The 23,588-nt window shown below is 69.4% G+C and carries 20 protein-coding genes, 2 pseudogenes and 1 riboswitch; of the genes and pseudogenes, 15 read left to right on the forward strand and 7 right to left on the reverse strand.

Annotated elements, in window-relative coordinates; translation table 11 throughout:
* Positions 1-213 precede the first annotated feature (213 nt).
* The 4 genes and pseudogenes from ACZ7NC_RS28795 to ACZ7NC_RS28810 all read left to right on the forward strand — a co-directional run.
* A complete protein-coding gene (locus ACZ7NC_RS28795; protein WP_471492399.1) occupies positions 214-981 on the forward strand; it encodes an enoyl-CoA hydratase/isomerase family protein in 768 nt (255 codons plus the stop codon).
* 287 nt (positions 982-1,268) lie between these two features.
* On the forward strand, positions 1,269-1,772 hold the full coding sequence (locus ACZ7NC_RS28800) for an ATP-binding protein (protein ID WP_471492400.1): 504 nt from the start codon (positions 1,269-1,271) through the stop codon (positions 1,770-1,772).
* A 572-nt stretch (positions 1,773-2,344) separates the two neighbouring features.
* Entirely contained in the window at positions 2,345-3,526 is a 1,182-nt protein-coding gene (locus tag ACZ7NC_RS28805) for a YVTN family beta-propeller repeat protein (RefSeq protein ID WP_471492401.1), read from the forward strand.
* An 89-nt stretch (positions 3,527-3,615) separates the two neighbouring features.
* Positions 3,616-3,879 (forward strand): annotated as a pseudogene (locus ACZ7NC_RS28810) (ADP-ribosyltransferase); the annotation flags it as partial.
* 3 nt (positions 3,880-3,882) lie between these two features.
* Here ACZ7NC_RS28810 and ACZ7NC_RS28815 read toward each other — a convergent pair.
* Positions 3,883-4,518: pseudogene (locus ACZ7NC_RS28815) on the reverse strand (GNAT family N-acetyltransferase); the annotation flags it as partial.
* Positions 4,519-4,635: 117 nt separating this feature from the next.
* Between ACZ7NC_RS28815 and ACZ7NC_RS28820 the strand changes: the two are divergent.
* The gene (locus ACZ7NC_RS28820; protein WP_471492402.1) at positions 4,636-4,854 is read left to right on the forward strand and encodes an EF-hand domain-containing protein; all 219 of its coding nucleotides are present in this window, start codon (positions 4,636-4,638) and stop codon (positions 4,852-4,854) included.
* 45 nt (positions 4,855-4,899) lie between these two features.
* Here ACZ7NC_RS28820 and ACZ7NC_RS28825 read toward each other — a convergent pair whose 3' ends face one another.
* The 5 genes from ACZ7NC_RS28825 to gcvT all read right to left on the reverse strand — a co-directional run bounded on the left by ACZ7NC_RS28825 (position 4,900) and on the right by gcvT (position 9,953).
* Positions 4,900-5,457, reverse strand: coding sequence for a glycoside hydrolase family 25 protein (locus tag ACZ7NC_RS28825; RefSeq protein WP_471492403.1), 558 nt, complete (start codon positions 5,455-5,457; stop codon positions 4,900-4,902).
* Between the two features lie 93 nt (positions 5,458-5,550).
* The gene (locus ACZ7NC_RS28830) at positions 5,551-6,918 is read right to left on the reverse strand and encodes an L-serine ammonia-lyase (protein ID WP_471492404.1); all 1,368 of its coding nucleotides are present in this window, start codon (positions 6,916-6,918) and stop codon (positions 5,551-5,553) included.
* 93 nt (positions 6,919-7,011) lie between these two features.
* Positions 7,012-8,286: a serine hydroxymethyltransferase gene (glyA, locus tag ACZ7NC_RS28835; RefSeq protein ID WP_471492405.1), complete on the reverse strand. Its 1,275-nt coding sequence runs from the start codon at positions 8,284-8,286 to the stop codon at positions 7,012-7,014.
* Between the two features lie 39 nt (positions 8,287-8,325).
* Positions 8,326-8,703 carry a glycine cleavage system protein GcvH gene (gene gcvH / locus ACZ7NC_RS28840; protein WP_471492406.1) on the reverse strand — a complete coding sequence of 126 codons (378 nt, stop codon included), beginning with the start codon at positions 8,701-8,703 and terminating at the stop codon, positions 8,326-8,328.
* A gap of 122 nt (positions 8,704-8,825) precedes the next feature.
* Entirely contained in the window at positions 8,826-9,953 is a 1,128-nt protein-coding gene (gene gcvT / locus ACZ7NC_RS28845; protein WP_471492407.1) for a glycine cleavage system aminomethyltransferase GcvT, read from the reverse strand.
* A 199-nt stretch (positions 9,954-10,152) separates the two neighbouring features.
* Positions 10,153-10,251, reverse strand: a riboswitch (glycine riboswitch).
* A 170-nt stretch (positions 10,252-10,421) separates the two neighbouring features.
* Here gcvT and ACZ7NC_RS28850 point away from each other — a divergent pair.
* The 9 genes from ACZ7NC_RS28850 (at position 10,422) to ACZ7NC_RS28890 (ending at position 20,747) form a co-directional block, all read left to right on the forward strand.
* Positions 10,422-11,096, forward strand: coding sequence for an AAA family ATPase (locus tag ACZ7NC_RS28850; RefSeq protein WP_471492408.1), 675 nt, complete (start codon positions 10,422-10,424; stop codon positions 11,094-11,096).
* Between the two features lie 584 nt (positions 11,097-11,680).
* Positions 11,681-12,469 carry an enhanced serine sensitivity protein SseB gene (locus tag ACZ7NC_RS28855; RefSeq protein WP_471492409.1) on the forward strand — a complete coding sequence of 263 codons (789 nt, stop codon included), beginning with the start codon at positions 11,681-11,683 and terminating at the stop codon, positions 12,467-12,469.
* Positions 12,470-12,577: 108 nt separating this feature from the next.
* Positions 12,578-13,372 carry an enhanced serine sensitivity protein SseB C-terminal domain-containing protein gene (locus ACZ7NC_RS28860; protein ID WP_471492410.1) on the forward strand — a complete coding sequence of 265 codons (795 nt, stop codon included), beginning with the start codon at positions 12,578-12,580 and terminating at the stop codon, positions 13,370-13,372.
* A 361-nt stretch (positions 13,373-13,733) separates the two neighbouring features.
* Positions 13,734-14,732: an ABC transporter permease gene (locus tag ACZ7NC_RS28865; RefSeq protein WP_471492411.1), complete on the forward strand. Its 999-nt coding sequence runs from the start codon at positions 13,734-13,736 to the stop codon at positions 14,730-14,732.
* A 27-nt stretch (positions 14,733-14,759) separates the two neighbouring features.
* Entirely contained in the window at positions 14,760-16,511 is a 1,752-nt protein-coding gene (locus ACZ7NC_RS28870) for an ABC transporter substrate-binding protein (RefSeq protein WP_471492412.1), read from the forward strand.
* A 95-nt stretch (positions 16,512-16,606) separates the two neighbouring features.
* A complete protein-coding gene (locus ACZ7NC_RS28875) occupies positions 16,607-17,617 on the forward strand; it encodes an ABC transporter permease (RefSeq protein ID WP_471492413.1) in 1,011 nt (336 codons plus the stop codon).
* Complete coding sequence (locus ACZ7NC_RS28880; protein ID WP_471492414.1) at positions 17,614-18,696, forward strand: ABC transporter ATP-binding protein; 1,083 nt, start codon at positions 17,614-17,616, stop codon at positions 18,694-18,696. The genes ACZ7NC_RS28875 and ACZ7NC_RS28880 overlap by 4 nt, the downstream gene beginning before the upstream one ends.
* Entirely contained in the window at positions 18,693-20,027 is a 1,335-nt protein-coding gene (locus ACZ7NC_RS28885; RefSeq protein WP_471492415.1) for an ABC transporter ATP-binding protein, read from the forward strand. The genes ACZ7NC_RS28880 and ACZ7NC_RS28885 overlap by 4 nt, the downstream gene beginning before the upstream one ends.
* Positions 20,028-20,090: 63 nt before the next feature.
* A complete protein-coding gene (locus ACZ7NC_RS28890; protein WP_471492476.1) occupies positions 20,091-20,747 on the forward strand; it encodes a trimeric intracellular cation channel family protein in 657 nt (218 codons plus the stop codon).
* Here the strand turns inward: ACZ7NC_RS28890 and ACZ7NC_RS28895 are convergent.
* Positions 20,656-21,894: an alpha/beta hydrolase gene (locus ACZ7NC_RS28895; protein WP_471492416.1), complete on the reverse strand. Its 1,239-nt coding sequence runs from the start codon at positions 21,892-21,894 to the stop codon at positions 20,656-20,658. The genes ACZ7NC_RS28890 and ACZ7NC_RS28895 overlap by 92 nt on opposite strands.
* A 144-nt stretch (positions 21,895-22,038) precedes the next feature.
* Here ACZ7NC_RS28895 and ACZ7NC_RS28900 point away from each other — a divergent pair, with 144 nt between their 5' ends.
* A complete protein-coding gene (locus tag ACZ7NC_RS28900) occupies positions 22,039-22,902 on the forward strand; it encodes a thioesterase family protein (RefSeq protein WP_471492417.1) in 864 nt (287 codons plus the stop codon).
* Positions 22,903-23,588: the final 686 nt, after the last annotated feature.

Consider the following 23,588-nt stretch of genomic DNA (forward strand, 5'->3'; position numbering starts at 1 on the left):
GTGGCTGACCGCACTTCACCGCCCGCTGTTGGCCCCCGTGCTGTGCTCGTCTGGGGGTAACCCCCAGATCCCCGGCCGGGTGTGGCTGACCGCACTTCACCGCCCGCTGTTGGCCCCCGTGCTGTGCTCGTCTGGGGGTAACCCCCAGATCCCCGGCCGGGTGTGGCTGACCGCACTCCACCACACTTCGTTAGCCCCCGTTAACCTGCTCGCATGACCGTGAATCTCGAAGTCGCCGAAGGTGTCGGTACCCTCCGTCTCGACCGCCCGCCCATGAACGCGCTGGACGTCGCCACCCAGGACCGGCTCAAGGAGCTGGCCGAGGAGGCGGCCCGGCGTGACGACGTGCGGGCCGTGGTGATCTACGGCGGGGAGAAGGTGTTCGCGGCGGGCGCGGACATCAAGGAGATGCAGGACATGGACCACACGGCGATGGTCCTGCGCGGCCGGGCCCTGCAGGAGTCGTTCACGGCGGTGGCCCGGATCCCGAAGCCGGTGGTCGCGGCGGTGACGGGCTACGCGCTCGGTGGCGGCTGCGAGTTGGCGCTGTGCGCGGACTACCGGATCGCCGCGGACAACGCCAAGCTGGGCCAGCCGGAGATCCTGCTCGGCCTGATCCCGGGCGCGGGCGGCACCCAGCGGCTGGCCCGGCTGGTAGGCCCGTCCAAGGCGAAGGACCTGATCTTCACCGGCCGTATGGTGAAGGCCGACGAGGCACGGGAGTTGGGCCTGGTGGACCGAGTCGTGGCGCCGGACCAGGTCTACGCCGAGGCGCACGCGTGGGCGGCGAAGCTGGCACAGGGCCCGGCGATCGCGCTGCGTGCCGCGAAGGAGTCGATCGACACCGGCCTGGAGACGGACATCGAGACGGGCCTTGCGGTGGAACGCGGCTGGTTCGCCGGCCTGTTCGCGACGGAGGACCGGGAGCGGGGGATGCGGAGCTTCGTCGAGGAGGGGCCGGGCAAGGCGAAGTTCCTCTGAAATGTCACCCCTGAAACTCGCCCGAAGCACTTGCAATTGACGGGGTGTCTGATCCGGGTCCCTCGATGGGGCGGTTTATGGCAGCCTTAAGGCAGCCTTAAGCGTGTCTTGTCGAGGGAGCCCGTCGATTGCCGTCAACAGACCCTTCGTCGCAGGTCAGACAGGCTGTTGAGAGCCCCGAACTGCCCCTGTCATATGCCAGCCGAGTGCGGCGGAATGAGGGCTTCCGGGGGGTGTATTCCTCAGGAACGGCCACGGCGGGCGCTGCGGGCGGCCATGATGGGGGCATGGCGGGGCTGGAGGGTGTCGAACACCCGCGGGGAAACGGCCGTGCGGCTGCGGCGCGCTGGTCGCCGGCGGTCGAGGACGAAGCTGCATCGAAGGCGCTGGAACTGTTCGGCAATCCCACGGAGGCGGAAGTTCCGCTCCCGTCCCGCCCGGAGTCGGCCGCGACGGCACGCCGGCTGGCCCAGGTGGTGGTGTTACGGCAGTGGGGCCTGACTCCGAAAATGACGGAGGACGCGGTCCTGCTGGTCTCGGAACTGGTCGGCAACGCCGTCCGCCACACCGGCGCCCGCGTCTTCGGCCTCCGTATGCGCCGCCGCCGCGGCTGGATCCGCATCGAGGTCCGCGACCCGTCCAGGGGCCTGCCCTGTCTGATGCCGGTCCAGGAGATGGACATCAGCGGCCGGGGCCTGTTCCTGGTCGACAAACTCTCCGACCGCTGGGGCGTGGACCTGCTACCACGCGGCAAGACGACGTGGTTCGAGATGAGGGTGGCAGACCGCTGACGCTCGCCTCCGGCGGCTGAGCCCCGGCTGAGACTGGGTGTGCTCGCGTGGCGGCGGTACAGGCATTTCAGCCCGTCCGGCGTGTGAGGTCGAGCCCCGTGCCGTGCCTGGCCCCCACCCACCCGCTGGGGGCGGCCACGGGGTTGCGGTCGCCTCTGGTCGCCGGTCCAGGCAATGTCAGCCCGTCCGGCGTGTGAGGTCGAGCCCCGTGCCGTGCCTGGCCCCCACCCACCCGCTGGGGGCGGTCACCGGGTTGCGGTCGCCTCTGGTTGCCGGTCCAGGCAATCTCAGCCCGTCCGGCGTTTGAGGACGAGGCCCGTTCAGGGCCGACAGCGGGGGTCTGGGGGCGGCAGCCCCCAGAAGGCACCCGGGGTCGAAGGGGCGGAGCCCCTGGGGATGGGACGGGTAGGGGCGGCGGGGGCGAGAGAGAGCGGCCGGCGACCCGAAATGACGCTGATCGGGTAATAGCGTGATTTTCGGCGTAATTCTCATTAAATAGTCGTGATCATTGGCGACCCCACCCAGACACCGCCACACCCCCCCCGCGACACCCCCCACCGGAAGACCTGCCGATGAACCTCAAACCCCGCCCCCTCCTCACCACCCTGACCCTCCTCGCACTCACCGCCTGCGGCACCGAGTCCGTCGGGAACAGGGACCGCGCCGAAGAAACCCACGGCACCCGGGCCGCCATCCCCGCCCCGGTGAAGGAGGAGACCGTCAAGGGCCTCCCCGGCATGCCTCCCGTCCTCGACCCGAAGGACGTCTACGCCGCCGACCGCCCGAACAAGCTCTCCCCGGTCGTCAAGGACTTCCCGTCCCGCGTCTACGTCCCGAACACCGAGTCGGACACCGTCTCCGTCATCGACCCGAAGACGTACGAGGTCATCGAGACCATCCCCGTGGGCCGCCAGCCCCAGCACGTCGTCCCGTCCTGGGACCTGAAGACCCTCTGGGTCAACAACAACCGCGGCCACACCCTCACCCCCATCGACCCGAAGACCGGCAAGGCGGGCAAGGAGGTCGAGGTCCACGACCCGTACAACCTCTACTTCACCCCCAACGGCAAGTACGCCGTCGTCATGGCCTCCCTCGACCGCGAACTCGTCTTCCGCGACCCCCACACCATGAAGCCGATCAAGACCGAACCGGTCTCCTGCTACGGCGTCAACCACGCCGACTTCTCCCTCGACGGCCGCTACTTCATCGTGTCCTGCGAGTTCAGCGGCGAACTGCTGAAGGTCGACACCGAGAAGATGAAGGTCGTCGGACAGCAGAAGCTCCCCTTCGACGGCGCCATGCCCCAGGACGTCAAGATCTCGCCCGACGGCAAGCGGTTCTACATCGCCGACATGATGGCGGACGGCATGTGGGTGCTGGACGGCGACAGGTTCAGCAAGCCCGCCTTCCTGCCCACCGGCAAGGGCTGCCACGGCCTCTACGTCAGCCGCGACTCCCGCGAGATGTACGTCTCCAACCGCGGCGAGGGCACCGTCTCCGTCTTCGACTTCACCCGGAACCAGCTCACCAAGAAGTGGCGGCTCCCCGAAGGCGGCAGCCCCGACATGGGCGGCGTCTCCACCGACGGCAAGGTGCTGTGGCTGTCGGGACGCTACGACTCCGAGGTGTACGCCATCGACACCCGCACCGGCGCCGAAGTCGCCCGTATCCCGGTCGGCAAGGGCCCGCACGGTCTCGCCGTGTACCCCCAGCCGGGCCGCTACTCCCTCGGCCACACCGGCATCTTCCGCTAGCCGACGGCCGGTTGACCCCGATCGGCGGACACGCCGCCGAACGAGTGAAGATCCCCGACTCGTCGCCGTAGCTCCGCAATCGTGCTCCCATGATCACAACTCGCCTGCGGCGGCGGGCCGCTGCCGCCGTGCTGTCCCTCTCGGCCGTCCTCGCCACGACGGCCGCCACGGCTCCCGCGACCCCCGCCTCCTCCGCCACCTCGGCTCGCGCGGCCGCCGCCAAGGCCGCCCCCGCCCCGGCCGCCTGCCCCGTCCAGTTCGACGACCGGATCAAGGCCGCCGCCGACCGCCGTGTCGACGTCGACCGCATCACCCCCGACCCGGCCTGGCGCACCAGCTGCGGCACGCTCTACGTGCAGGAGCGCCTCCGCGCCCACCGGCCGGTACCCGGCCTCCAGGAACGCCCGCATGCTGCGGGCGTTCCCCGGCGCCACCTGTGCCCACAACGGCTCCGTGACGAGATGCCGGGCCGCCGCCACCAGCAGCCGCCCCAGCCCCCGGTGCCGTACCGCCTCGTCCACCTCGACCGACACCTCCAGCCGCCCCGCGACCCCGCGCCCCATCACCAGGACCCCGCCCTGCGCCGCCCACGCGCGCACCTCGTCGCGCCGGCCGCGGGCGTAGCCGATTCGAGGGTGGCCGGCGTCCTCGATCTCCCGCAGCGCGAGCGGCGGTTCGCCGGGCAGTGGGGTGCCGACCAGGACCGCGTCGATCGTCTCGGCCGTACGTCCCGTCCGCTCCATGAGGGCCGCGAGGAAGCTCGGGTTCATCGGCGCGGCCAGCGTGTCGCAGTCCACGCCGCGCAGGGTGTCGTACACCCACGCCGGATCCTCGTCGGTGAAGACGACGGAGTGCGCGGTGAAGGCGAGAACACCCGCGTTCCGGGGCGAGGGCTGGGGCACGACCGTCGTACGGCCGTCCGCGGGCGGAAAGACACCCCGCGCGACCGCGTCCAGAATGTCCCGCAGACTCCGCTCCGCCACGGCCGTCATCCTCGCGCTTCCTGAGGAGTAGTTCACCTGGGTGGTCGCCGCACAGGTGGCTCGCGTGGGCGGATAATCTGACCTCCGTCAGCAAGGCAACAAGGTACGACGAAAAGGGGCGGATCGGTGGCGCAGATCGACATCGAGGAAGCACGCAAGCAGTTCGAGCGCATCGATGCGGACGGTGACGGCACCATCACCGCCGCCGAGTTCAAGTCCGCTCTGGCTCAGGGTGGCGACTGGAACGTGACCGAGGCCGTCGCGGAGGCGATCATCAAGAGCCGCGACCTCAACGGCGACAAGCTCCTGTCGTTCGACGAGTTCTGGGCCTACCTGAGCAAGTGACGCCTACGAAGGGGCGCTCTCCCCACGGGGAAGGGCGCCCCTTCGTCATGCGTTCTCGGCCCACTCCCGCAACGCCGCCTTGCTGGAGAAGTTCGCCACGTTCTTGTCCACCGGGTCGTCCGTGTACTGGTGGAAGCGCCACTTCGCCTGGATGCGGGGCTTGCCCGCCGTCACGTAGTCGGCGATCCACAGGCCGTCGCCGGCGTAGGACGTGGTGTCGACATTGAGCCAGTAGTGGCGATTTGCGTAGAGAATGACCGGATTGTTCGGTCGCTTCTCCTTCAGCTTCCGGATGAACAGGTCCTTCTCCGCGTTGCTCGCGTGCGTTCCCTCGCTCGTCGTCTCCCAGTCGACGGCGAGGATGTCGCCCGCCTTCTCGGGGGCCTTGCTGACGAAGTAGTCAGCCTGGGCGGAGAGGTTGCCGGGCCAGAGGAAGTGGTAGAAGCCGACGACCAGGCCGGCGTCACGGGCGCGCTTCGTCTGGGCGGCGAGTTTGGGGTTGACGTAGGAGCGGCCTTCCGTCGCCTTGATGAAGACGAAGGAGAGGCCGTCGGTGCCGTAGGAGGAGGACTGGTACGCGCTGACATCGATGCCGCGGATCATGGGGGGACTCCGGAAGTGCCGGTGAGGGGAGAGGAGTTGGACTGGGTGTATGCCCCACCGTGCCACGGCTGACGCGTACCTGACGTGGAATTGTCAACATTCGATGATGTTGACCGCCAGCCCTCCCCGAGCCGTCTCCTTGTACTTGACCGACATGTCGGCGCCCGTGTCCTTCATCGTCTTGATGACCTTGTCCAGGGACACCTTGTGGGAGCCGTCGCCCCGCATGGCCATGCGGGCCGCGGTGACCGCCTTGACCGCGGCCATGCCGTTGCGCTCGATGCAGGGGATCTGGACGAGGCCGCCGACGGGGTCGCAGGTGAGGCCGAGGTTGTGTTCCATACCGATCTCGGCGGCGTTCTCCACCTGTTCCGGGCTGCCGCCGAGGACCTCGGCCAGCGCGCCCGCCGCCATCGAGCAGGCCGAGCCGACCTCGCCCTGGCAGCCGACCTCGGCGCCGGAGATGGACGCGTTCTCCTTGAAGAGCATGCCGATCGCGCCCGCGGCGAGCAGGAAGCGGACCACCCCGTCCTCATCCGCGCCCGGCACGAAGTTGATGTAGTAGTGGAGCACGGCGGGGATGATCCCGGCGGCGCCGTTCGTCGGCGCGGTCACCACCCGGCCGCCCGCCGCGTTCTCCTCGTTCACGGCCATCGCGTAGAGCGTGATCCACTCCATGGCGAGCGCCTTCGGGTCGCCCTCGGAGCGCAGCTTGCGGGCCGTGTTCGCCGCCCGGCGCCGGACCTTCAGGCCGCCCGGCAGGATGCCCTCCCGTGCCATGCCCCGCGCGACACAAGCCTTCGTGACCTGCCAGATCTCCAGCAGACCCGCGCGGATCTCCTCCTCCGTGCGCCAGGCCCGCTCGTTCTCCAGCATCAGCGCGGCGATCGACAGGCCCGTCTCCTGCGTCAGGCGCAGCAGTTCGTCGCCCGTGCGGAAGGGGTACTTCAGGACCGTGTCGTCGAGCTTGATGCGGTCCGCGCCGACCGCGTCCTCGTCGACGACGAAGCCGCCGCCCACCGAGTAGTACGTCTTGGACATGAGCTCGTGACCGGACTCGTCGTACGCCCACAGCGTCATGCCGTTCGCGTGGTACGGCAGTGTCTTACGGCGGTGCAGCACGAGGTCCTTGTCGAAGTCGAAGGGGATCTCGTGGTCGTCGAGCAGCCTCAGACGGCCCCCCGACTTGATCTTCTCGACCCGTTCGTCCGCCGTCTCCACATTCACCGTGCGCGGCGAGGCGCCCTCCAGGCCGAGCAGTACGGCCTTCGGGGTGCCGTGGCCGTGGCCGGTCGCGCCGAGCGAGCCGTACAGCTCGGAGCGTATGGACGCCACCGAGGGCAGCACACCCTCGTTGCGCAGGCGGTGGGCGAACATACGTGCCGCGCGCATCGGGCCGACCGTGTGGGAGCTGGACGGGCCGATGCCGATCGAGAACAGGTCGAAGACCGAGATGGCCACGGGAAACTCCTCAATACGGGGTGGTGCGGAGGGTTTCCGCGGGGTGCCCCGCCCGCTCACTGACCAGTGTGCGGGACACCCCACGGAAAGGAACTACTTGTTCAGACCGGGGTACAGCGGGTGCTTGTCGGCGAGCGACTTGACCCGGGCCTTGAGCGCGTCGACGTCGTACGACGGCTTGAGCGTCTCGGCGATGACGTCCGCGACCTCGGCGAAGTCCTCGGCCGTGAAGCCCCGGGTGGCCAGGGCGGGCGTGCCGATGCGCAGGCCCGACGTCACCATCGGCGGGCGCGGGTCGTTCGGAACGGCGTTGCGGTTGACCGTGATGCCGACCTCGTGGAGGCGGTCCTCGGCCTGCTGGCCGTCCAGCTCCGACTCGCGCAGGTCGACGAGGATCAGGTGCACGTCCGTGCCGCCGGACAGGACGTTCACGCCGGCCTCGCGGGCGTCGGCGGCCGTGAGGCGCTCCGCGAGAATGCGCGCGCCCTCGACCGTGCGGCGCTGGCGCTCCTTGAACTCCTCGCTCGCGGCGACCTTGAAGGACACCGCCTTGGCCGCGATCACATGCTCCAAGGGGCCGCCCTGGAAGCCCGGGAACACGGACGAGTTCAGCTTCTTCGCGAAGTCCTTCTTGGCCAGGATGATGCCGCCGCGCGGACCGCCCAGCGTCTTGTGGGTGGTGGAGGTGACGACGTCCGCGTACTCGACCGGGTTCGGGTGGAGACCGGCGGCGACCAGGCCCGCGAAGTGCGCCATGTCGACCCACAGGTACGCCTCGACCTCGTCGGCGATCCGGCGGAACTCGGCGAAGTCCAGCCGGCGCGGGTACGCCGACCAGCCCGCGATGATCACCTTGGGCTTGTGCTCCTTGGCGAGCTTCTCGACCTCGGCCATGTCGACCAGGCCGGTCTCGGTGTCCACGTGGTACGGGACGACCTTGAACTGCTTGCCGGAGAAGTTCAGCCGCATCCCGTGCGTGAGGTGGCCGCCGTGCGCCAGGTCCAGGCCGAGGATGGTGTCGCCGGGCTGGGCCAGCGCGAACAGCGCGGCCTGGTTGGCGGAGGCGCCCGAGTGCGGCTGCACGTTGGCGTACTCGGCGCCGAACAGCTCCTTGACCCGGTCGATGGCGATCTGCTCGGCGACGTCGACGTGCTCACAGCCGCCGTAGTAGCGGCGGCCGGGATAGCCCTCGGCGTACTTGTTGGTGGCGACCGAGCCCTGCGCCTCCATCACCGCGACCGGCGCGAAGTTCTCGGAGGCGATCATCTCCAGGGTGGACTGCTGGCGCTCCAACTCGGCGTCGAGCGCGGCGGCGATCGCCGGATCCAGCTCGTGCAGGGGCGCGTTCAGAAGAGACTTGTCAGGCATGGAAGCAGACATGTGGGCAGACATAAGGGATACGACTCCTCAGCCGGCGGTGTGGGTGACGTACTCGTCGGCGGAGAGCAGGTCGGCCGGCTCCTCCGTGATCCGTACCTTGAACAGCCAGCCGCCCTCGAAGGGCGCGGAGTTCACCAGCGCCGGGTCGTTCACCACGTCCTCGTTGATCTCGGTGACCTCACCGGTGACCGGGGAGTACAGGTCGGACACCGACTTGGTCGACTCCAGCTCGCCGCAGGTCTCGCCCGCGGTCACCGTCGAGCCGACCTCGGGGAGCTGGGCGTAGACGACATCGCCGAGCGCGTTGGCCGCGAACTCCGTGATGCCGACCGTCGAGACGCCGTCCTCGGCGGTCGACAGCCACTCGTGCTCCTTGCTGTAGCGCAGCTGCTGGGGGTTGCTCATGGCCTGAATTCTCCTGTACGCGCGGGAGTGGTGGTGAATGGGGGACTGCTGAAAACGTGTGTGAGCAGCGGAAATGTGCGCAGGGTCACGCGCTCGTCCGCTGCCAGTCTCTACGTCTGGCGTTACTTCTGCCGCTTGTAGAACGGCAGGGCCACGACCTCGTACGGCTCGTGGCTGCCGCGGATGTCCACGCCGACTCCGGCCGTGCCGGGCGCCGAGTGCGCGGCGTCGACGTACGCCATGGCGATGGGCTTGCCCAGGGTGGGGGAGGGCGCGCCGGAGGTGACCTCGCCGATGACCTCGCCGCCGGCGACGACCGGGTACCCGGCGCGCGGGACGCGACGCCCCTCGGCGACCAGGCCGACCAGGACGCGCGGCGGGTTCCGGTCGGCACGGTCGGCGGCTTCGGCCAGCGCCTCGCGCCCGACGAAGTCGCCCTCCTTCTCGAACTTCACCACCCGGCCGAGCCCGGCGTCGAAGGGGGTGAGGGAGGTCGTCAGCTCATGGCCGTACAGCGGCATGCCCGCTTCGAGGCGCAGGGTGTCGCGGCAGGACAGCCCGCAGGGGACCAGGCCGGCGCTCTCGCCCGCCTTGGTCAGCGCCTGCCACAGCTCGACGGCGTGCTCCGGCTTCACGAACAGCTCGAAGCCGTCCTCGCCGGTGTAACCCGTGCGGGCGATGAGCGCGGGGATGCCGGCGACGGTGCCGGGCAGGCCGGCGTAGTACTTCAGGCCGTCGAGGTCGGCGTCGGTCAGCGACTTCAGGATGCCCGGGGACTCGGGGCCCTGTACGGCGAGCAGCGCGTACGCGTCCCGGTCGTCGCGCACCTCGGCGTCGAAGCCGGCGGCGCGCTCGGTGACCGCGTCCAGCACGACCTGGGCGTTGGAGGCGTTGGCGACGATCATGTACTCGGTCTCGGCGAGCCGGTAGACGATCAGGTCGTCGAGGATGCCGCCGTCGGCCTGGCAGATCATGGTGTAGCGGGCGCGGCCGACGCCGATCGAGGCGATGTTGCCGACGAGGGCGTGGTTCAGCAGCGCGGCGGCCTGCGGGCCGGTGACGGTGATCTCGCCCATGTGCGAGAGGTCGAACAGGCCGGCCTTGGTGCGTACGGCGTTGTGCTCGTCGCGCTCGGAGGCGTAGCGCAGGGGCATGTCCCAGCCGGCGAAGTCGGTCATCGTCGCGCCGAGCGAGCGATGCAGGGCATCGAGCGCGGTACGCCGCTGGTCGGGGGATTTGGTACTGCTCATCGGTCGGTGTCTCCCAAGGCGATGGGGGTCCCCCCGCGCGAGCGAATTCGAGCGTGGGGGAGGGCGAGGTCGTTCCTCCCCATCTGTCATCGGAACCTGAGAGGTTCGCCACGACCGCCACGGGGACGATCAGGACTTGCACCTTGGGTGGAGCCACGCCCGCTCTCGAAGAGAGGGGTGGCCCGCTTTTCAGATGTGCCTCGCCCGCGCGGTAACGGGGCCTGAGAGATTCAAGGGAGGGACTTGCTCCTTCGGCGCCCCGGCGATGCACTGCCGAGGACTCTCCCGCGCGGATTCAAACGGCCGGTATGCAGTTGGCGCGGACATCATTGCATGCCGGGCTCGTCCGTGGCAGGGCCATGTCTGTAACCGGCTTGTGGCAGTAAGCGAACGAAAAAGCGAGGGATGCTCTATTACCTTCTCTTTACGCTCAGTGGGGATGGGGAATCCTGACCCCGGAGGAGGACGATGACGGTGAACCGCACCACGGCGTACGCGACGACCTCGGGCCTTGCGCTGCCCAAGCAGCCCGCCGCCCCGGCCGCCGAGGCCCGCGCCATGTGCCCCGCGCCCGTGGTCCGCGATCTGCGTGAGCGCTCCGGGCACAGCCCGCACGCGCTGCTCTTCGGTCCCAGGGACCTCGTCGTCATCACCGGCCTGCCCGGCAGCGGCAAGTCCACGCTGATGAAGCGGACCGTGAAGGGCCTGCGTGTCGACTCCCAGGACACCCGGGACCGCTGGGACGACCGGATGCCGGGCTTCGTCCCCTACGCCTTCTACCGGCCCCTGGTCCGCCTCGCCCACTACGCCGGGCTGCGCCGCGCCCTGCGCAGCGGCGAGGGCGTCGTCGTGCACGACTGCGGTACGCAGACCTGGGTGCGCGCCTGGCTGGCCCGCGAGGCCCGCCGCCGCGGCGGCACCCTCCACCTGCTGCTGCTCGACGTGACCCCCGGCACCGCGCTGGAGGGCCAACGAGAGCGAGGCCGAGGCGTCTCGCGCTACGCCTTCCTACGCCACCGCACCGCCGCCTCCCGCCTACTGCGCTCGGTGGCAAAGGGCGACCTGCCGCCGGGGTGCGGCTCGGCGGTACTGGTCGACCGCGATGCGGCGGATGTACTGCGCCGGATCGGCTTCACCGGGTGACTGGTCGCCGGCACGGGCGGGCGGCTGAGCGGTCGTGGGCGGGGGCGGGTCGGACTTTGGCGGTCGAGGCGGTGGGCTGCCGCCCCCCCCGCACCGGCCCGGAGGGCTGTCGCAAGCTTGGCGAGGTGTCTCGCTGCGGTGGGATCTGGGTCGCGGGTGAGTGCCATACGCGGGGGCGGGAGGGCGGTGGGGCTGCCCCCCGCACCGGTCCGGAGGGCTGTCGCAAGCTTGGCGAGGTGTCTCGCTGCGGTGGGATCTGGGTCGCGGGGTGAGTGCCATACGCGGGGGCGGGAGGGCGGTGGGGCTGCCCCCCGCACCGGCCCGGACGGCTATCCCCAGCGTGGCGAGGTGTCCGCGGTGGGCCTTCCTGTGCCATCGCAGGCCGGCTGTCTGGCCGCGGCCCGGCCGGGATACGGCGGGTCGGGTTCGCGGGGTCGAGCGGCCATGCGTGGGGGCGGTCGGCTGGTAGGTGGGCCGTGGGCTGACCGGTCGTATTCGCTGGATGACCGCCCGTAGACCTGCGCCGGCCGGACACCAGCTAGCCTTTTGGCCTCAGACGTGGTTCACAGCAGGCGGTCAGACAGATGGACTTCGCAGCGGATCTCCCCGCGGACTTCCCGGCACCGGCACACCTCCATCCGCACGGCGGTTGGCCCGGCAACGAGCTGGAGGAGGTGCTCTCGGCCTCCCTCGGCCTGCCCTCGGCGGGCGGGAGGATCATCGAGGTGCTCGGCCGCAGCTTCGTCTGGGTGCCCCTGCCCAGCGGCGGCGGCCCGCACAGCGGCCCGCTGGACCTGCCGACGGTGGAGATCGAGGGCCAGGGATACGTCCCGGTCTTCAGCTCCGAGGAACAGTTCCGCCAGGTCGTCGGCGCCCACATGTCGTACACGATCGCCCCGGCCGTGGAGTTCGCCCGCGGTCTGCCCCCGCACATGGGCATCGCCCTGAACCCGGACGGCGTGGTCGGCGTCCCCCTGCCCCCGGCGGCGGTCGCCGAGCTCTGCCGGGTGGGCCGCACCCCGCTGGACGGTCTCACCTCCGGCGGCCGCGTCAAGCTCTACGAGCCCGACTGGCAGGACGACCCGGTCGACTTCCTCGCGGCGGCGTCGGCCACGTTCGCCGAGACCGGCGTGGTCACTACGGCCCGCCGCTGCCTGGCGGCCATCGAGACGGCCGACCCGGTGATGTTCATAGGCGTGGAACTCTCCCACTGGGAGGGCGACTTGCGGGCCGCACCCATGGACGCCCTCGCCCGCGCCCTGGGCCGCGCGCCGGTCGCCTGGCCCGTCAACCTGGTGCTGCTGGACGTGGCTCAGGACCCGGTGATCGAGTGGATGCGGGCGAAGGTACGGCCCTTCTACCAACGCGGCTAGGCGAAGCGCCCCCGACAGCCGCGATGTGGCAGCAAGTTCCGAGCTCCTGGGCGGGCTTAAGCTAGGGGCACAGTTCGGGCAAGGTGTTGTACGGAGGGGCGGTAGAAAGTGAGCGCTGGCACAACCTCGACCGGACAGGTCGAGCACATGCTGCGCCAGGTGACCCCCGGGCGCTACGACGCCTACGAGGCACTCCTGCGCGCGCTCGCGACCCCGAACACCGGCCAGATCTGGATGCTGCTGTGGCACGGCCAGACCGGCTCCCCGGACGCCCAGTACGGAAACATGGAGGTCGACGGCTACGGCTACGCCCCGTGCGTCACCTCCGCCCAGGAGCTGTCGGCCAGCGGCTGGAACCGCAGCTACGAGGTCGTCGACGGCGTCGAGGTGGCCCGCGCCCTGTATCCGGACCACTTCGGCCTCTGGCTGAACCCGCACGCCCCGGGCGGCGGCGTCGGCATCCCCTGGCTCGACCTGCGTCGCATCGCCACCGGCCTGGACCGCCAGCCCGCCGGACCGCTGCGCCTGTCGGAGCCCGGCATCGAGATCCCGCAGTTCTACGCCCTGCTCACGCAGAACGCCCACCGCACCCCGGCCGTCCGCTCCCTGCGCCGCGCCTGGGTGCAGCCGGCGCTCGGCGCGCCGTATCTCGCCATCGGGCTCGACGTGTACGACACGAGCCCGCCCGCGGTGGACTCGGTGCGCGCGATGATGCTCCAGTCGATCGGCGCGGTCCCGGACGGGCTGCCGGTCTCGACCGTGGCGATGTCCGACGAGGACGATCCGGTCGCGATGTGGATGCGGGCGGGCGCCCGCCCGTTCTACGACCGCGAGGCACACGCCGCCCCCGCGCAGGCCCCCGCGGGTGGCTACGGTTACCCTCCGGCACAGGGCCGTTACTGATCATTTGACGCGCTAACCTACCGTTCAGTCGGCAGCCCGACTTCGTAGGTGCATGCGTCCGCTGGCTGCGGTTTCACAGGCACATCTCCGCGCGTAGATGCGATCGGAAGGTCCCGGTCCGCCCTCATACGCCCCGACTGGCGCACGTCCGCCGATCGTTACCCGCTGTTCGGATAACGGAACCCCACAGACAGCATCACGGTTGCGCATCCTTTCCCCGCCAGCTCTGGCAACAGATCGCCAATGCGTTGAAGACTCCCCGCAAGACACGGGCCGGTCGGTCCTGTGTACGAGATAAAGCAACCGCTACAGCGGCAGCAAGGGGGTCGGCAACCGTCGGCCGAGAGGGGTCAATCTCACCGTGACCGCACCGATCGAGACAACGGGAGCGGAGGCCGAAGCACAGCCCGAGGCCGTGCTCGCCGGAGTCAAGAAGAGCCAGATCGAGGGGCGTTCGCTCAGCCAGATCGCTTGGATGCGCTTCAAGCGGGACAAGGTCGCGATGGCCGGTGGCGTCGTCGTCATCTGCCTCGTGATCATGGCGGTGCTCTCCAAGCCGATCCTGTGGGTGTTCGACCTCGACCCCAACCAGTTCAACCAGGACCTGATCGACCCGGCCCTGCTCGCCCCCAAGGGCGGCTGGGGCGGAATGAGCTGGGACCACCCGCTGGGCGTCGACCCCCAGTACGGCCGTGACATGCTCGCCCGCATCATCGACGGCTCCTGGGTGTCGCTGCTCGTCGCGGGCGGCGCCACGCTCCTGTCCGTGTGCATCGGCACCGTGCTCGGCGTGGTCGCCGGGTACTACGGCGGTGTGGTCGACAGCGTGATCAGCAGGCTGATGGACACCTTCCTGGCGTTCCCGCTGCTGCTGTTCGCGATCTCGATCTCGGCCTCCGTGCAGGACGGTTTCTTCGGGCTCCAAGGGCTTCCGCTGCGCATCTGCGTGCTGATCTTCGTGATCGGCTTCTTCAGCTGGCCGTACATCGGCCGCATCGTGCGCGCGCAGACCATGACCCTGCGCAGGCGGGAGTTCATCGAGGCCTCCACGAGCCTGGGCGCACGCGGCCCGTACATCCTGTTCCGCGAGTTGCTCCCCAATCTCGTCGCGCCGATCCTCGTCTACTCGACGCTGATCATCCCGACGAACATCCTCTTCGAGGCCGCGCTGAGCTTCCTCGGAGTCGGCATCGCTCCGCCACAGGCCTCCTGGGGCGGAATGCTCAGCAACGCTGTGGATCTCTACACAGCGGATCCGCAGTACATGTTCGTGCCCGGATTGGCGATCTTCATCACCGTCCTGGCCTTCAACCTGCTGGGTGACGGGCTGCGTGACGCCCTCGACCCTCGCAGCAAGTGATCCATCGATTGAGGGGGCTTTCCTCAGGTGAAGACGAGAAGGGTGACCGCCGCCATCGCGTCGGTCGTAGCGCTCTCACTGGGTGCTGCCGCGTGTGGTGGCGGAGATGACAACGACGGCAACGGCGGAGGCAACGGCAAGAAGGACGCCGCGCTGACCTCCATCGTGAACGCGTCGAACAAGAAGGGAGGCACGGTCACGTACGAGCACTCGGACGTGCCGGACTCCCTTGACCCGGGCAACACGTACTACGGATGGGTGCAGAACTTCTCCCGTCTCTACGCGCGTGCGCTCACCACGTTCAAGCCGGCGGCCGGCAAGGAAGGCCTCGAGGTCGTTCCCGACCTGGCGGAGTCCCTGGGTACGCCCAGCGCCGACGCCAAGACCTGGACGTACAAGCTCCGCAAGGGTCTGAAGTACCAGGACGGCACGCCGATCACGTCCAAGGACGTGAAGTACGCCATCGAGCGTTCCAACTTCGCGCCCGAGGCGCTGTCCAACGGCCCGACGTACTTCAAGGCGTACCTCGACGGTGGCGACAAGTACAAGGGCCCGTACAAGGACAAGTCCGCCGAGGGCCTGAAGTCCATCGAGACGCCGGACGACAACACGATCGTCTTCAAGTTGAAGGCGCCGTTCGCGGACTTCGACTACCTGGCGACGTTCTCGCAGACGGCCCCGGTGCCGCAGGCCAAGGACACCGGCGCGAAGTACGTGCAGAACATCGTGTCCTCCGGCCCCTACCAGTTCGAGTCCTACGAGGAGGGCCGTAGCGCCACCCTCGTCCGCAACAAGAACTGGGACGCCAAGACGGACCCGGTCCGCAAGGCGCTGCCGGACAAGATCTCGATCAAGTTCAAGGTCAACCCGGTGACGGTCGACAACGACCTGCTCTCCGACAAGATCACGGCCGACGCGGCGGGCACCGGTGTCCAGCCGGCGACCCAGCCGAAGGTGCTGACGGGTAAGAACGCGGCCTCGACGGACGGCTCCTACGCCGGTGCGACGCAGTACATCGCGCTCAACGTCAACGTGAAGCCGTTCGACAACGCCGACTGCCGCAAGGCCGTGCAGTGGGCCATCGACAAGAAGTCCGTCCAGGACGCCATCGGTGGTCCGCCGAAGGGTGACGTGGCGAGCACGCTGCTGCCGCCGTCGGTGAACGGCTACACCAAGTTCGACACCTATGCCACGGACGGCAACAAGGGCAACGTGGCCAAGGCCAAGGAAGCGCTGAAGGCCTGTGGCAAGCCGAACGGCTTCGACACGATCCTGACCGCGCGTTCCGACCGTCCCGCCGAGGTGGCGTCGGCCACGTCCGTTCAGGCCTCGCTGAAGAAGGTCGGCATCAACGTCGAGATCAAGCAGTTCCCGTCCGGTAAGTACTTCTCCAACTTCGCCGGTGTCCCGAGCTACGTCCACGAGAACAAGCTCGGCATGCTGTCGATGGCGTGGGGTGCTGACTGGCCGACCGGCTTCGGCTTCCTCGACCAGATCGTCAACGGCGCGGCCATCAAGCCCTCCGGTGGCAACAACCTGATGGAGCTGGACGACCCGAAGATCAACAAGGCCCTGACGGACGCGATCGCCAACACCGACGACGCGGCCCGCACCAAGGCCTGGGGTGACATCGACAAGATGGTGATGGACAACGCCTCGGTCGTCCCGCTGATCTACCGCAAGAACCTGCTGTACAGGCCGGAGTCCGCGGCCAACGTCACGGTCACGCAGGCCTACCTCGGCATGTACGACTACCTGCTGATGAGCTCCACAAAGTAGTAACCAGCAAGGCCGGATCCCCCTGAAAGGCAGGTGAAGGCACCGGATGGCCGGGGTGGGCAGAACCCACCCCGGCCGATCGGAGCCGTACAGCTGTGGCTGCGTACATCATCCGACGCGTCTTCGGCGCGGTGCTGTTGCTGCTGGTGGTCAGCGCAGTCACCTTCGCGATCTTCTTCCTCGTGCCACGGCTCGGTGGCCAGACCGCCGACCAGCTGGCCACGCAGTATGTCGGCAAGGACGCCAACCCCGAGTCCGTCGCCGCCATCAAGCGGAACCTCGGGCTGGACCAGCCCATCGCCGTCCAGTACTGGGACTACATCAAGGGCCTCGTGGTGGGCGCCGACTACAAGTTCGGTCCCGACGCCACCCATTGTGACGCCCCGTGCTTCGGCTACTCCTTCAAGAGTCACGTCGAGGTGTGGCCCCAGCTGCAGGAACGGATCCCGGTCTCGTTCTCGCTGGCCGTCGGCGCGGCCGTGATCTGGGTGATCTCCGGTGTCACGATCGGAGTCGTCTCGGCGCTGCGCAAGGGCCGTCCGATCGACCGCATCTCGATGTTCATCGCGCTCGCCGGCGTCTCCCTGCCGATCTTCTTCACCGGCCAGGTGCTTCTCGCCCTCTTCGTGTACGAGATCCCCATCTGGGAGAGCATCGACTACGTCCCGTTCACCGACAACCCCGCCGAATGGGCCTGGCACCTGGTACTGCCCTGGGTCAGCCTCGCCTTCCTCTTCTCCGCGCTCTACGCCCGACTCACCCGGGCGGGCATGCTGGAGACGATGGGCGAGGACTACATCCGTACGGCCAGGGCCAAGGGTCTCAAGGAGACGACGGTCGTCACCAAGCACGGCCTGCGCGCCGCGCTGACCCCGATCGTCACCATCTTCGGCATGGACTTCGGCACCCTCGTCGGCACGGCGGTGCTCACCGAGACCGTCTTCTCCCTGCAGGGCATCGGTGCCTACGCGGTCCAGTCCATCAAGGACAACGACCTGCCCATCGTCATGGGCGTCACCCTGGTCGCGGCCTTCTTCATCGTCTTCTGCAATCTCATCGTCGACCTGGTGTACGCCGCCATCGACCCCCGGGTGAGGTACTCGTGAGCAAGCTCGAGAAAGCGGCGCTCGGCGAACCCGCCGTCGCCGCCCCGTCCGACACGGACGACGCGTTCCTGTCCGTGCGCGATCTGCGCATCCACTTCGACACGGACGACGGCCTGGTCAAGTCCGTGGACGGCGTCAGCTTCGACGTGCAGCGCGGGCGGACCCTGGGCATCGTCGGCGAGTCCGGCTCCGGCAAGTCCGTCACCTCGCTCGGGGTGATGGGCCTGCACCGCTCGGCGCGCGCCAAGGTGTCCGGCGAGGTCTGGCTGGACGGCCAGGAGCTGATCGCCGCCGACCCCGACGAGGTACGCCGGCTGCGTGGCCGCAAGATGGCGATGATCTTCCAGGACCCGCTGTCCGCGATGCACCCCTACTACTCGGTGGGCCAGCAGATCATCGAGGCGTACCGGGTCCACAACAAGGTCAGCAAGAAGGAGGCCCGCAAGCGGGCCGTCGAGATGCTGGACCGGGTGGGCATCCCCGAGCCCGACAAGCGCGTCGACGGCTACCCGCACGAGTTCTCCGGCGGTATGCGCCAGCGCGCCATGATCGCCATGGCCCTGGTGAACAACCCCGAGCTGCTCATCGCCGACGAGCCGACCACCGCCCTGGACGTCACCGTGCAGGCGCAGATCCTCGACCTGATCCGGGATCTGCAGAAGGAGTTCGGCTCCGCGGTCATCATGATCACGCACGACCTGGGCGTCGTCGCCGAGATGGCCGACGACCTGCTGGTCATGTACGCGGGCCGGCCCGTGGAGCGCGGCCCCGCCGAGTCGATCTTCTCCGAGCCCCGCCACCCCTACACCTGGGGCCTGCTCGGTTCGATGCCGCGCCTGGACCGCGAGGAGACCGAACGGCTCATCCCGATCAAGGGCGCGCCGCCCTCCCTGATCAACGTCCCGTCCGGCTGCCCGTTCCACCCGCGCTGCCCGTACGCGGACATCCCGAAGGACAACGTCACCCGCACGGTCCGCCCCGAGCTGGCCGAGGTCGGCACCCGGCACTGGGCCGCCTGCCACATGAGCCAGGAGCAGCGGGAGCGTATCTGGACCGAAGAGATTGCGCCGAAGCTGTGAGCGACGAAAAAGCGGTGAACATCCCCGCGCAGAAGGACACCCTCACGAAAGACGGCGCCGCCGACGGCGAGGTCCTGCTGAGGGTGAAGGACCTTCAGAAGCACTTCCCGATCCGCAAGGGCCTGCTCCAGCGGCAGACCGGCGCGGTGCGCGCGGTCGACGGCATCGACTTCGAGGTGCGCAAGGGCGAGACCCTGGGCGTCGTCGGCGAGTCGGGCTGCGGCAAGTCGACGATGGGCCGGCTGATCACCCGGCTGCTCGAACCGACCGGCGGCACGGTCGAGTTCGAGGGGCGGGACATCACGCATCTCGGTATCGGGCAGATGCGCCCGATGCGCCGTGACGTGCAGATGATCTTCCAGGACCCGTACTCCTCGCTGAACCCCCGGCACACCATCGGCACGATCGTCGGCGCCCCCTTCAAGCTCCAGGGCGTCGAGCCCGAGGGCGGCATCAAGAAGGAGGTCCAGCGGCTGCTGTCGGTGGTCGGTCTCAACCCCGAGCACTACAACCGCTACCCCCACGAGTTCTCCGGCGGCCAGCGCCAGCGCATCGGCATCGCCCGCGCCCTCGCGCTCAACCCCAAGCTGGTCGTGGCGGACGAGCCCGTCTCCGCCCTCGACGTGTCGATCCAGGCGCAGGTCGTGAACCTGCTGGACGACCTCCAGCAGGAGCTCGGCCTCACGTACGTGATCATCGCCCACGACCTGTCGGTCGTACGGCATGTCTCGGACCGTATCGCCGTGATGTACCTCGGCAAGATCGTCGAGCTCGCCGACCGTGAGTCGCTCTACACGGCGCCGATGCACCCGTACACCAAGGCCCTGATGTCGGCCGTGCCCATCCCGGACCCGAAGCGCCGGGGCGTCAAGAGCGATCGCATCCTGCTCCGCGGTGACGTGCCCTCGCCGATCGCCCCGCCGAGCGGCTGCCGCTTCCACACCCGGTGCTGGAAGGCGACGGAGATCTGCCGGACGACGGAGCCGCCGCTGGCGGAGCTGAAGCCGGGCCAGCGAGTGGCGTGCCACCACCCGGAGAACTTCGAGGACCAGCAGCCGCAGGACACGGTGCTGCTGTCCGTGGCCAAGGAGGCTGCGGTACTGGTGCCGACGGGGGCATCGGAGGCTGTGGCGTCTGAGGCCGTGGCGTCGGAGGCCGTGGCTTCCGAAGTCGGGGTGTCCGAGGCTGTGGCTTCGGAGGAGCCTTCCGAGACTGCGGTGTCCGAGGAGGCCCCTGAGGCTGCGACCTCCGAAGAGGAGACGTCCGCGGAGGCCGCCTCGGAGGCGACGTCCGAGGAAACGTCCGGAGAAAACACGGCCGACGACAAGTAACCCCGCCTGGCCCCCCGCCTTCCTTTGCAAGGCGGGGGGCTCGTGCTACGCAAGAATGTACGGGTGCTCCAGCAACTGTTCAGCCCGTCCGTCCAGCACACGCTCGACCTGATCGGCATCTTCGTCTTCGCGATCTCCGGCGCCCTGCTGGCCGTCCGCAAGAACTTCGACGTCTTCGGCATCGCCGTCCTCGCCGAGGTCACCGCCCTGGGCGGCGGGCTGTTCCGGGACGTCGTCATCGGTGCCGTACCCCCGGCCGCCTTCACGGATCTGGGCTACTTCCTCACCCCGCTGCTCGCCGCGGTCCTCGTCTTCTTCCTCCATCCGCAGGTGGAGCGCATCCAGACCGGCGTGAACGTCTTCGACGCCGCGGGCCTCGGTCTGTTCTGCGTCGCCGGGACGACGAAGGCGTACGACTACGGCCTCAATCTCACCTCCTCCGTGGCCCTGGGCCTGGCGACCGCCGTGGGCGGCGGTGTGCTGCGCGACGTCCTGGCCAACGAGGTGCCGTCCCTGCTGCGCTGGGACCGCGACCTGTACGCCGTCCCGGCGATCGTCGGCGCCTCGTTGACCGTCCTGTGCATCCACTACGACGCCCTGAATCCGCTCACCAGCAGCCTCGCGGCCGTCACGGCCTTCGTGCTGCGGCTGCTGGCGATGAGGTTCCACTGGCGAGCTCCGCGTGCCTGGAACCGGCGGTCGACGGTGCGAGAGGAGTAGTCCCCGGCGCCGTGCGAGCCCGGTGCTCGTTCCCCATCACCTCGGTCAGCCAGCGGAACGCCGGGACGACCTGGGGCTTCCACAGCGCCATGGTGTGGCCGCCGGCGCCGCTCGGGACGAACACCACGTTCACGGTCGTGGGCGCCTTCGCGATCCGCTGGAGCGCCATGGCCGCCTCGTACCCGTCGTTCGGCTGACCGGACAGGTAGAGCGCGACGCGCGGCGGGACACGGGAGTCCCTGAGGAGCGCATACGGGTTGTTCGCCGCCCGCAGCGCCGGGGACTTGCCGGCGAGCGACTGGGGCACGGCGACCGGGTCGTTGTAGCCGGACATGCTGACCGCGGCCCGGTACCGGTCGGGGTGGGCGACCGCCAGCTTCGCCGCGCAGTGCGCGCCCGCCGAGTACCCGGCCACCGCCCAGCCGTCCGGCGCGGCCTTGGCCCGGAAGTTGTCCATGACCATCTTCGGTACGTCGACGCTGAGCCAGCTGTCGGCGTTGACCTTGCCCGGGATGTTCGCGCAGCCGGTGTCCTTGCCGGGCAGCAGTGTGGTGCGGGGCGAGACGATGATGAACGGCTCGACCTGACCGCCGCGCATCAGCGGGGCCAGCTGCTGGGGCGCGTCCATGGTGCCGTACCAGGCCTTCGACGAGCCCGGGTAGCCCGGCAGCACCTCGACGACCGGGAACCTGTGATTGCGGTAGGCGGGCTCGTGGTACTGCGGCGGCAGCCAGACGTTGACCTCGGCGTGCACGCCGGACACCCGGCCCTTGAGTTGTGTGACGAGCACCCCGCCCTCCGCGCGCATGCCCGGACCCTTGGCCCGCTTGAAGGTCTGCCGGACCTTGGGCAGCTTCTCCAGGGCGATCCCGCCGGTGCCGCTCGCGCCGAGGTCGGCGGCCTCGTGCACATGGTCGCTGGTGCCGAGCAGGTCGCCCCAGTTGTCGTACAGCTGGTTGGAGTTGTTGACCAGCGCGAAGACCAGGGCGACCGCGGTGCCCTGCGCGAACAGCACCATCAGCACCCGGGCGATTGCCCGCACCGCCTTCGGGCCGCGCACCCGCGACCAGAGGCCCAGCGGCAGCACGACGGCGACGACGCAGAGCGCGACGAGCGTGTAGAGGAATGGGGTCCCGGTGAGACTCATGTCCTGATAGAGGGGGAGATCGGGCCTCGGGTTTCGGGCGAGCAGGGACACTTACCGAAAAGTTGCCCGCATCTCGTCGAGGGCGCAGGGTGGGTCACCACGGGAAAGCTACCGCTTAGTAGTTTGCTGTTGTACCGTTCATCCATGCCAGAAGCAGCCTCTGCCCCGACGGCCCCGCGGGCCACGATCGGCGACAGCGAGTTCGACCGCGACACCGCGGTCACCCGCCGCGAGCCCGGCGTCTACGACATCGACCTCTCCGCCGGCTGGACCATCATCAGCGCCGTCAACGGCGGCTATCTGCTGGCCGTCCTCGGCCGAGCCCTCGCGGACGCCCTGCCGCACAGCGACCCGTTCACGATCTCCGCGCACTACCTGACGGCGTCCCAGCCGGGCCCGGCGGTCGTCCGCACGGACGTGGTGCGCACCGGCCGGACGCTGTCGACCGGCCAGGCCTCGCTCTTCCAGTACGACGAGCAGGGCCGCGAGGTCGAGCGGATCCGCGTCCTCGCCTCCTACGGCGACCTCGACTCCCTCCCGGACGATGTCCGTACGACGGCCGAGCCGCCCGAGTTTCCGCCCCTGGAGCACTGCTTCGGCCCCGAGGACGGCCCGGCGCCGGTCTCCGGCAGCTCGGCCATCGCCGACCGCCTGATGCTCAAGCTGGACCCGTCGACCCTGGGCTGGGCGCTCGGCCGGCCCTCGGGCAAGGGTGAGATGCGCGCATGGTTCGGCCTGGCCGACGGGCGCGACGCCGACCCGTTCTCCCTGCTGCTGGCGGTCGACGCGCTGCCCCCGACCGCGTTCGAGATCGGCATCTCGGGCTGGGTCCCGACGGTGGAGCTGACGGTGCATGTCCGGTCCCGCCCGGCGCCGGGCCCGCTGCGGGTGTCGATCACCACGCGCAACCTCGCGGGCGGCTTCCTGGAGGAGGACGCGGAGGTATGGGACAGCGCGGACCGGCTGGTCGCCCAGTCGAGGCAGCTGGCGCGGGCACGGCTCGGCTGACACACGCTCCGGTCGTGGCGCGGGCGGCGGCTTCTGTCACGGCCCTGTACCAGCGAGCAGCGCGCGGATCCGAGGAAAGACGCAGTTCGTCGAGGCGCCTTGAGGTGTGCTTTGCCCGGCGCGCAGGCCGTCGACAGCACGCCCTCAAGGAAGCCCTGAGCGGCGTTGGTTGAGTTCCCGCCCCAAGGACTTTCCTCATCCTCCATGGAGCTGTTTCTCATGAAGCATGCGCGTCTCCTCCCCGCCGTGGCCCTGCTGGCGCTCTCGCCCCTGGCCCTGGTGGCCTGCGGGTCCGGCGACTAGTCGTCGACCTCGGACAGCGGCAACTCCGGTCAGCCGTCGTCCTCGTGCCGGCAGCCGTCGGGGGCGCCGAGCGGAGCGCCCAGCGGGGCGCCTTCGGGTATGCCGGGCGGGGCACCTTCGGCCGGGGCCACCGGGGCGCCCAGCCGTGCTCCCAGTGGCGCCCCCGGTGGCGCTCCCAGCGGTGCTCCCGGTGGGGGTCAGAGCGGAGGCCAGGGTGGCGGTTGCGGCGGTCCGGGCGGGGGCCAGGGCGGCGGGGCGGCTCCCGGCGGTGCCCCGAGCGGGGCGCCGAGCGCGGCGGCTTCGGCGACGAGGAGCTGACGCGGACGCCGTACGACGCCCTGAATGCCGTACGACGTATGCCGTACGACACGGGCGGTACTCCC

It is taken from the genome of Streptomyces sp. NPDC111802, assembly GCF_055634335.1.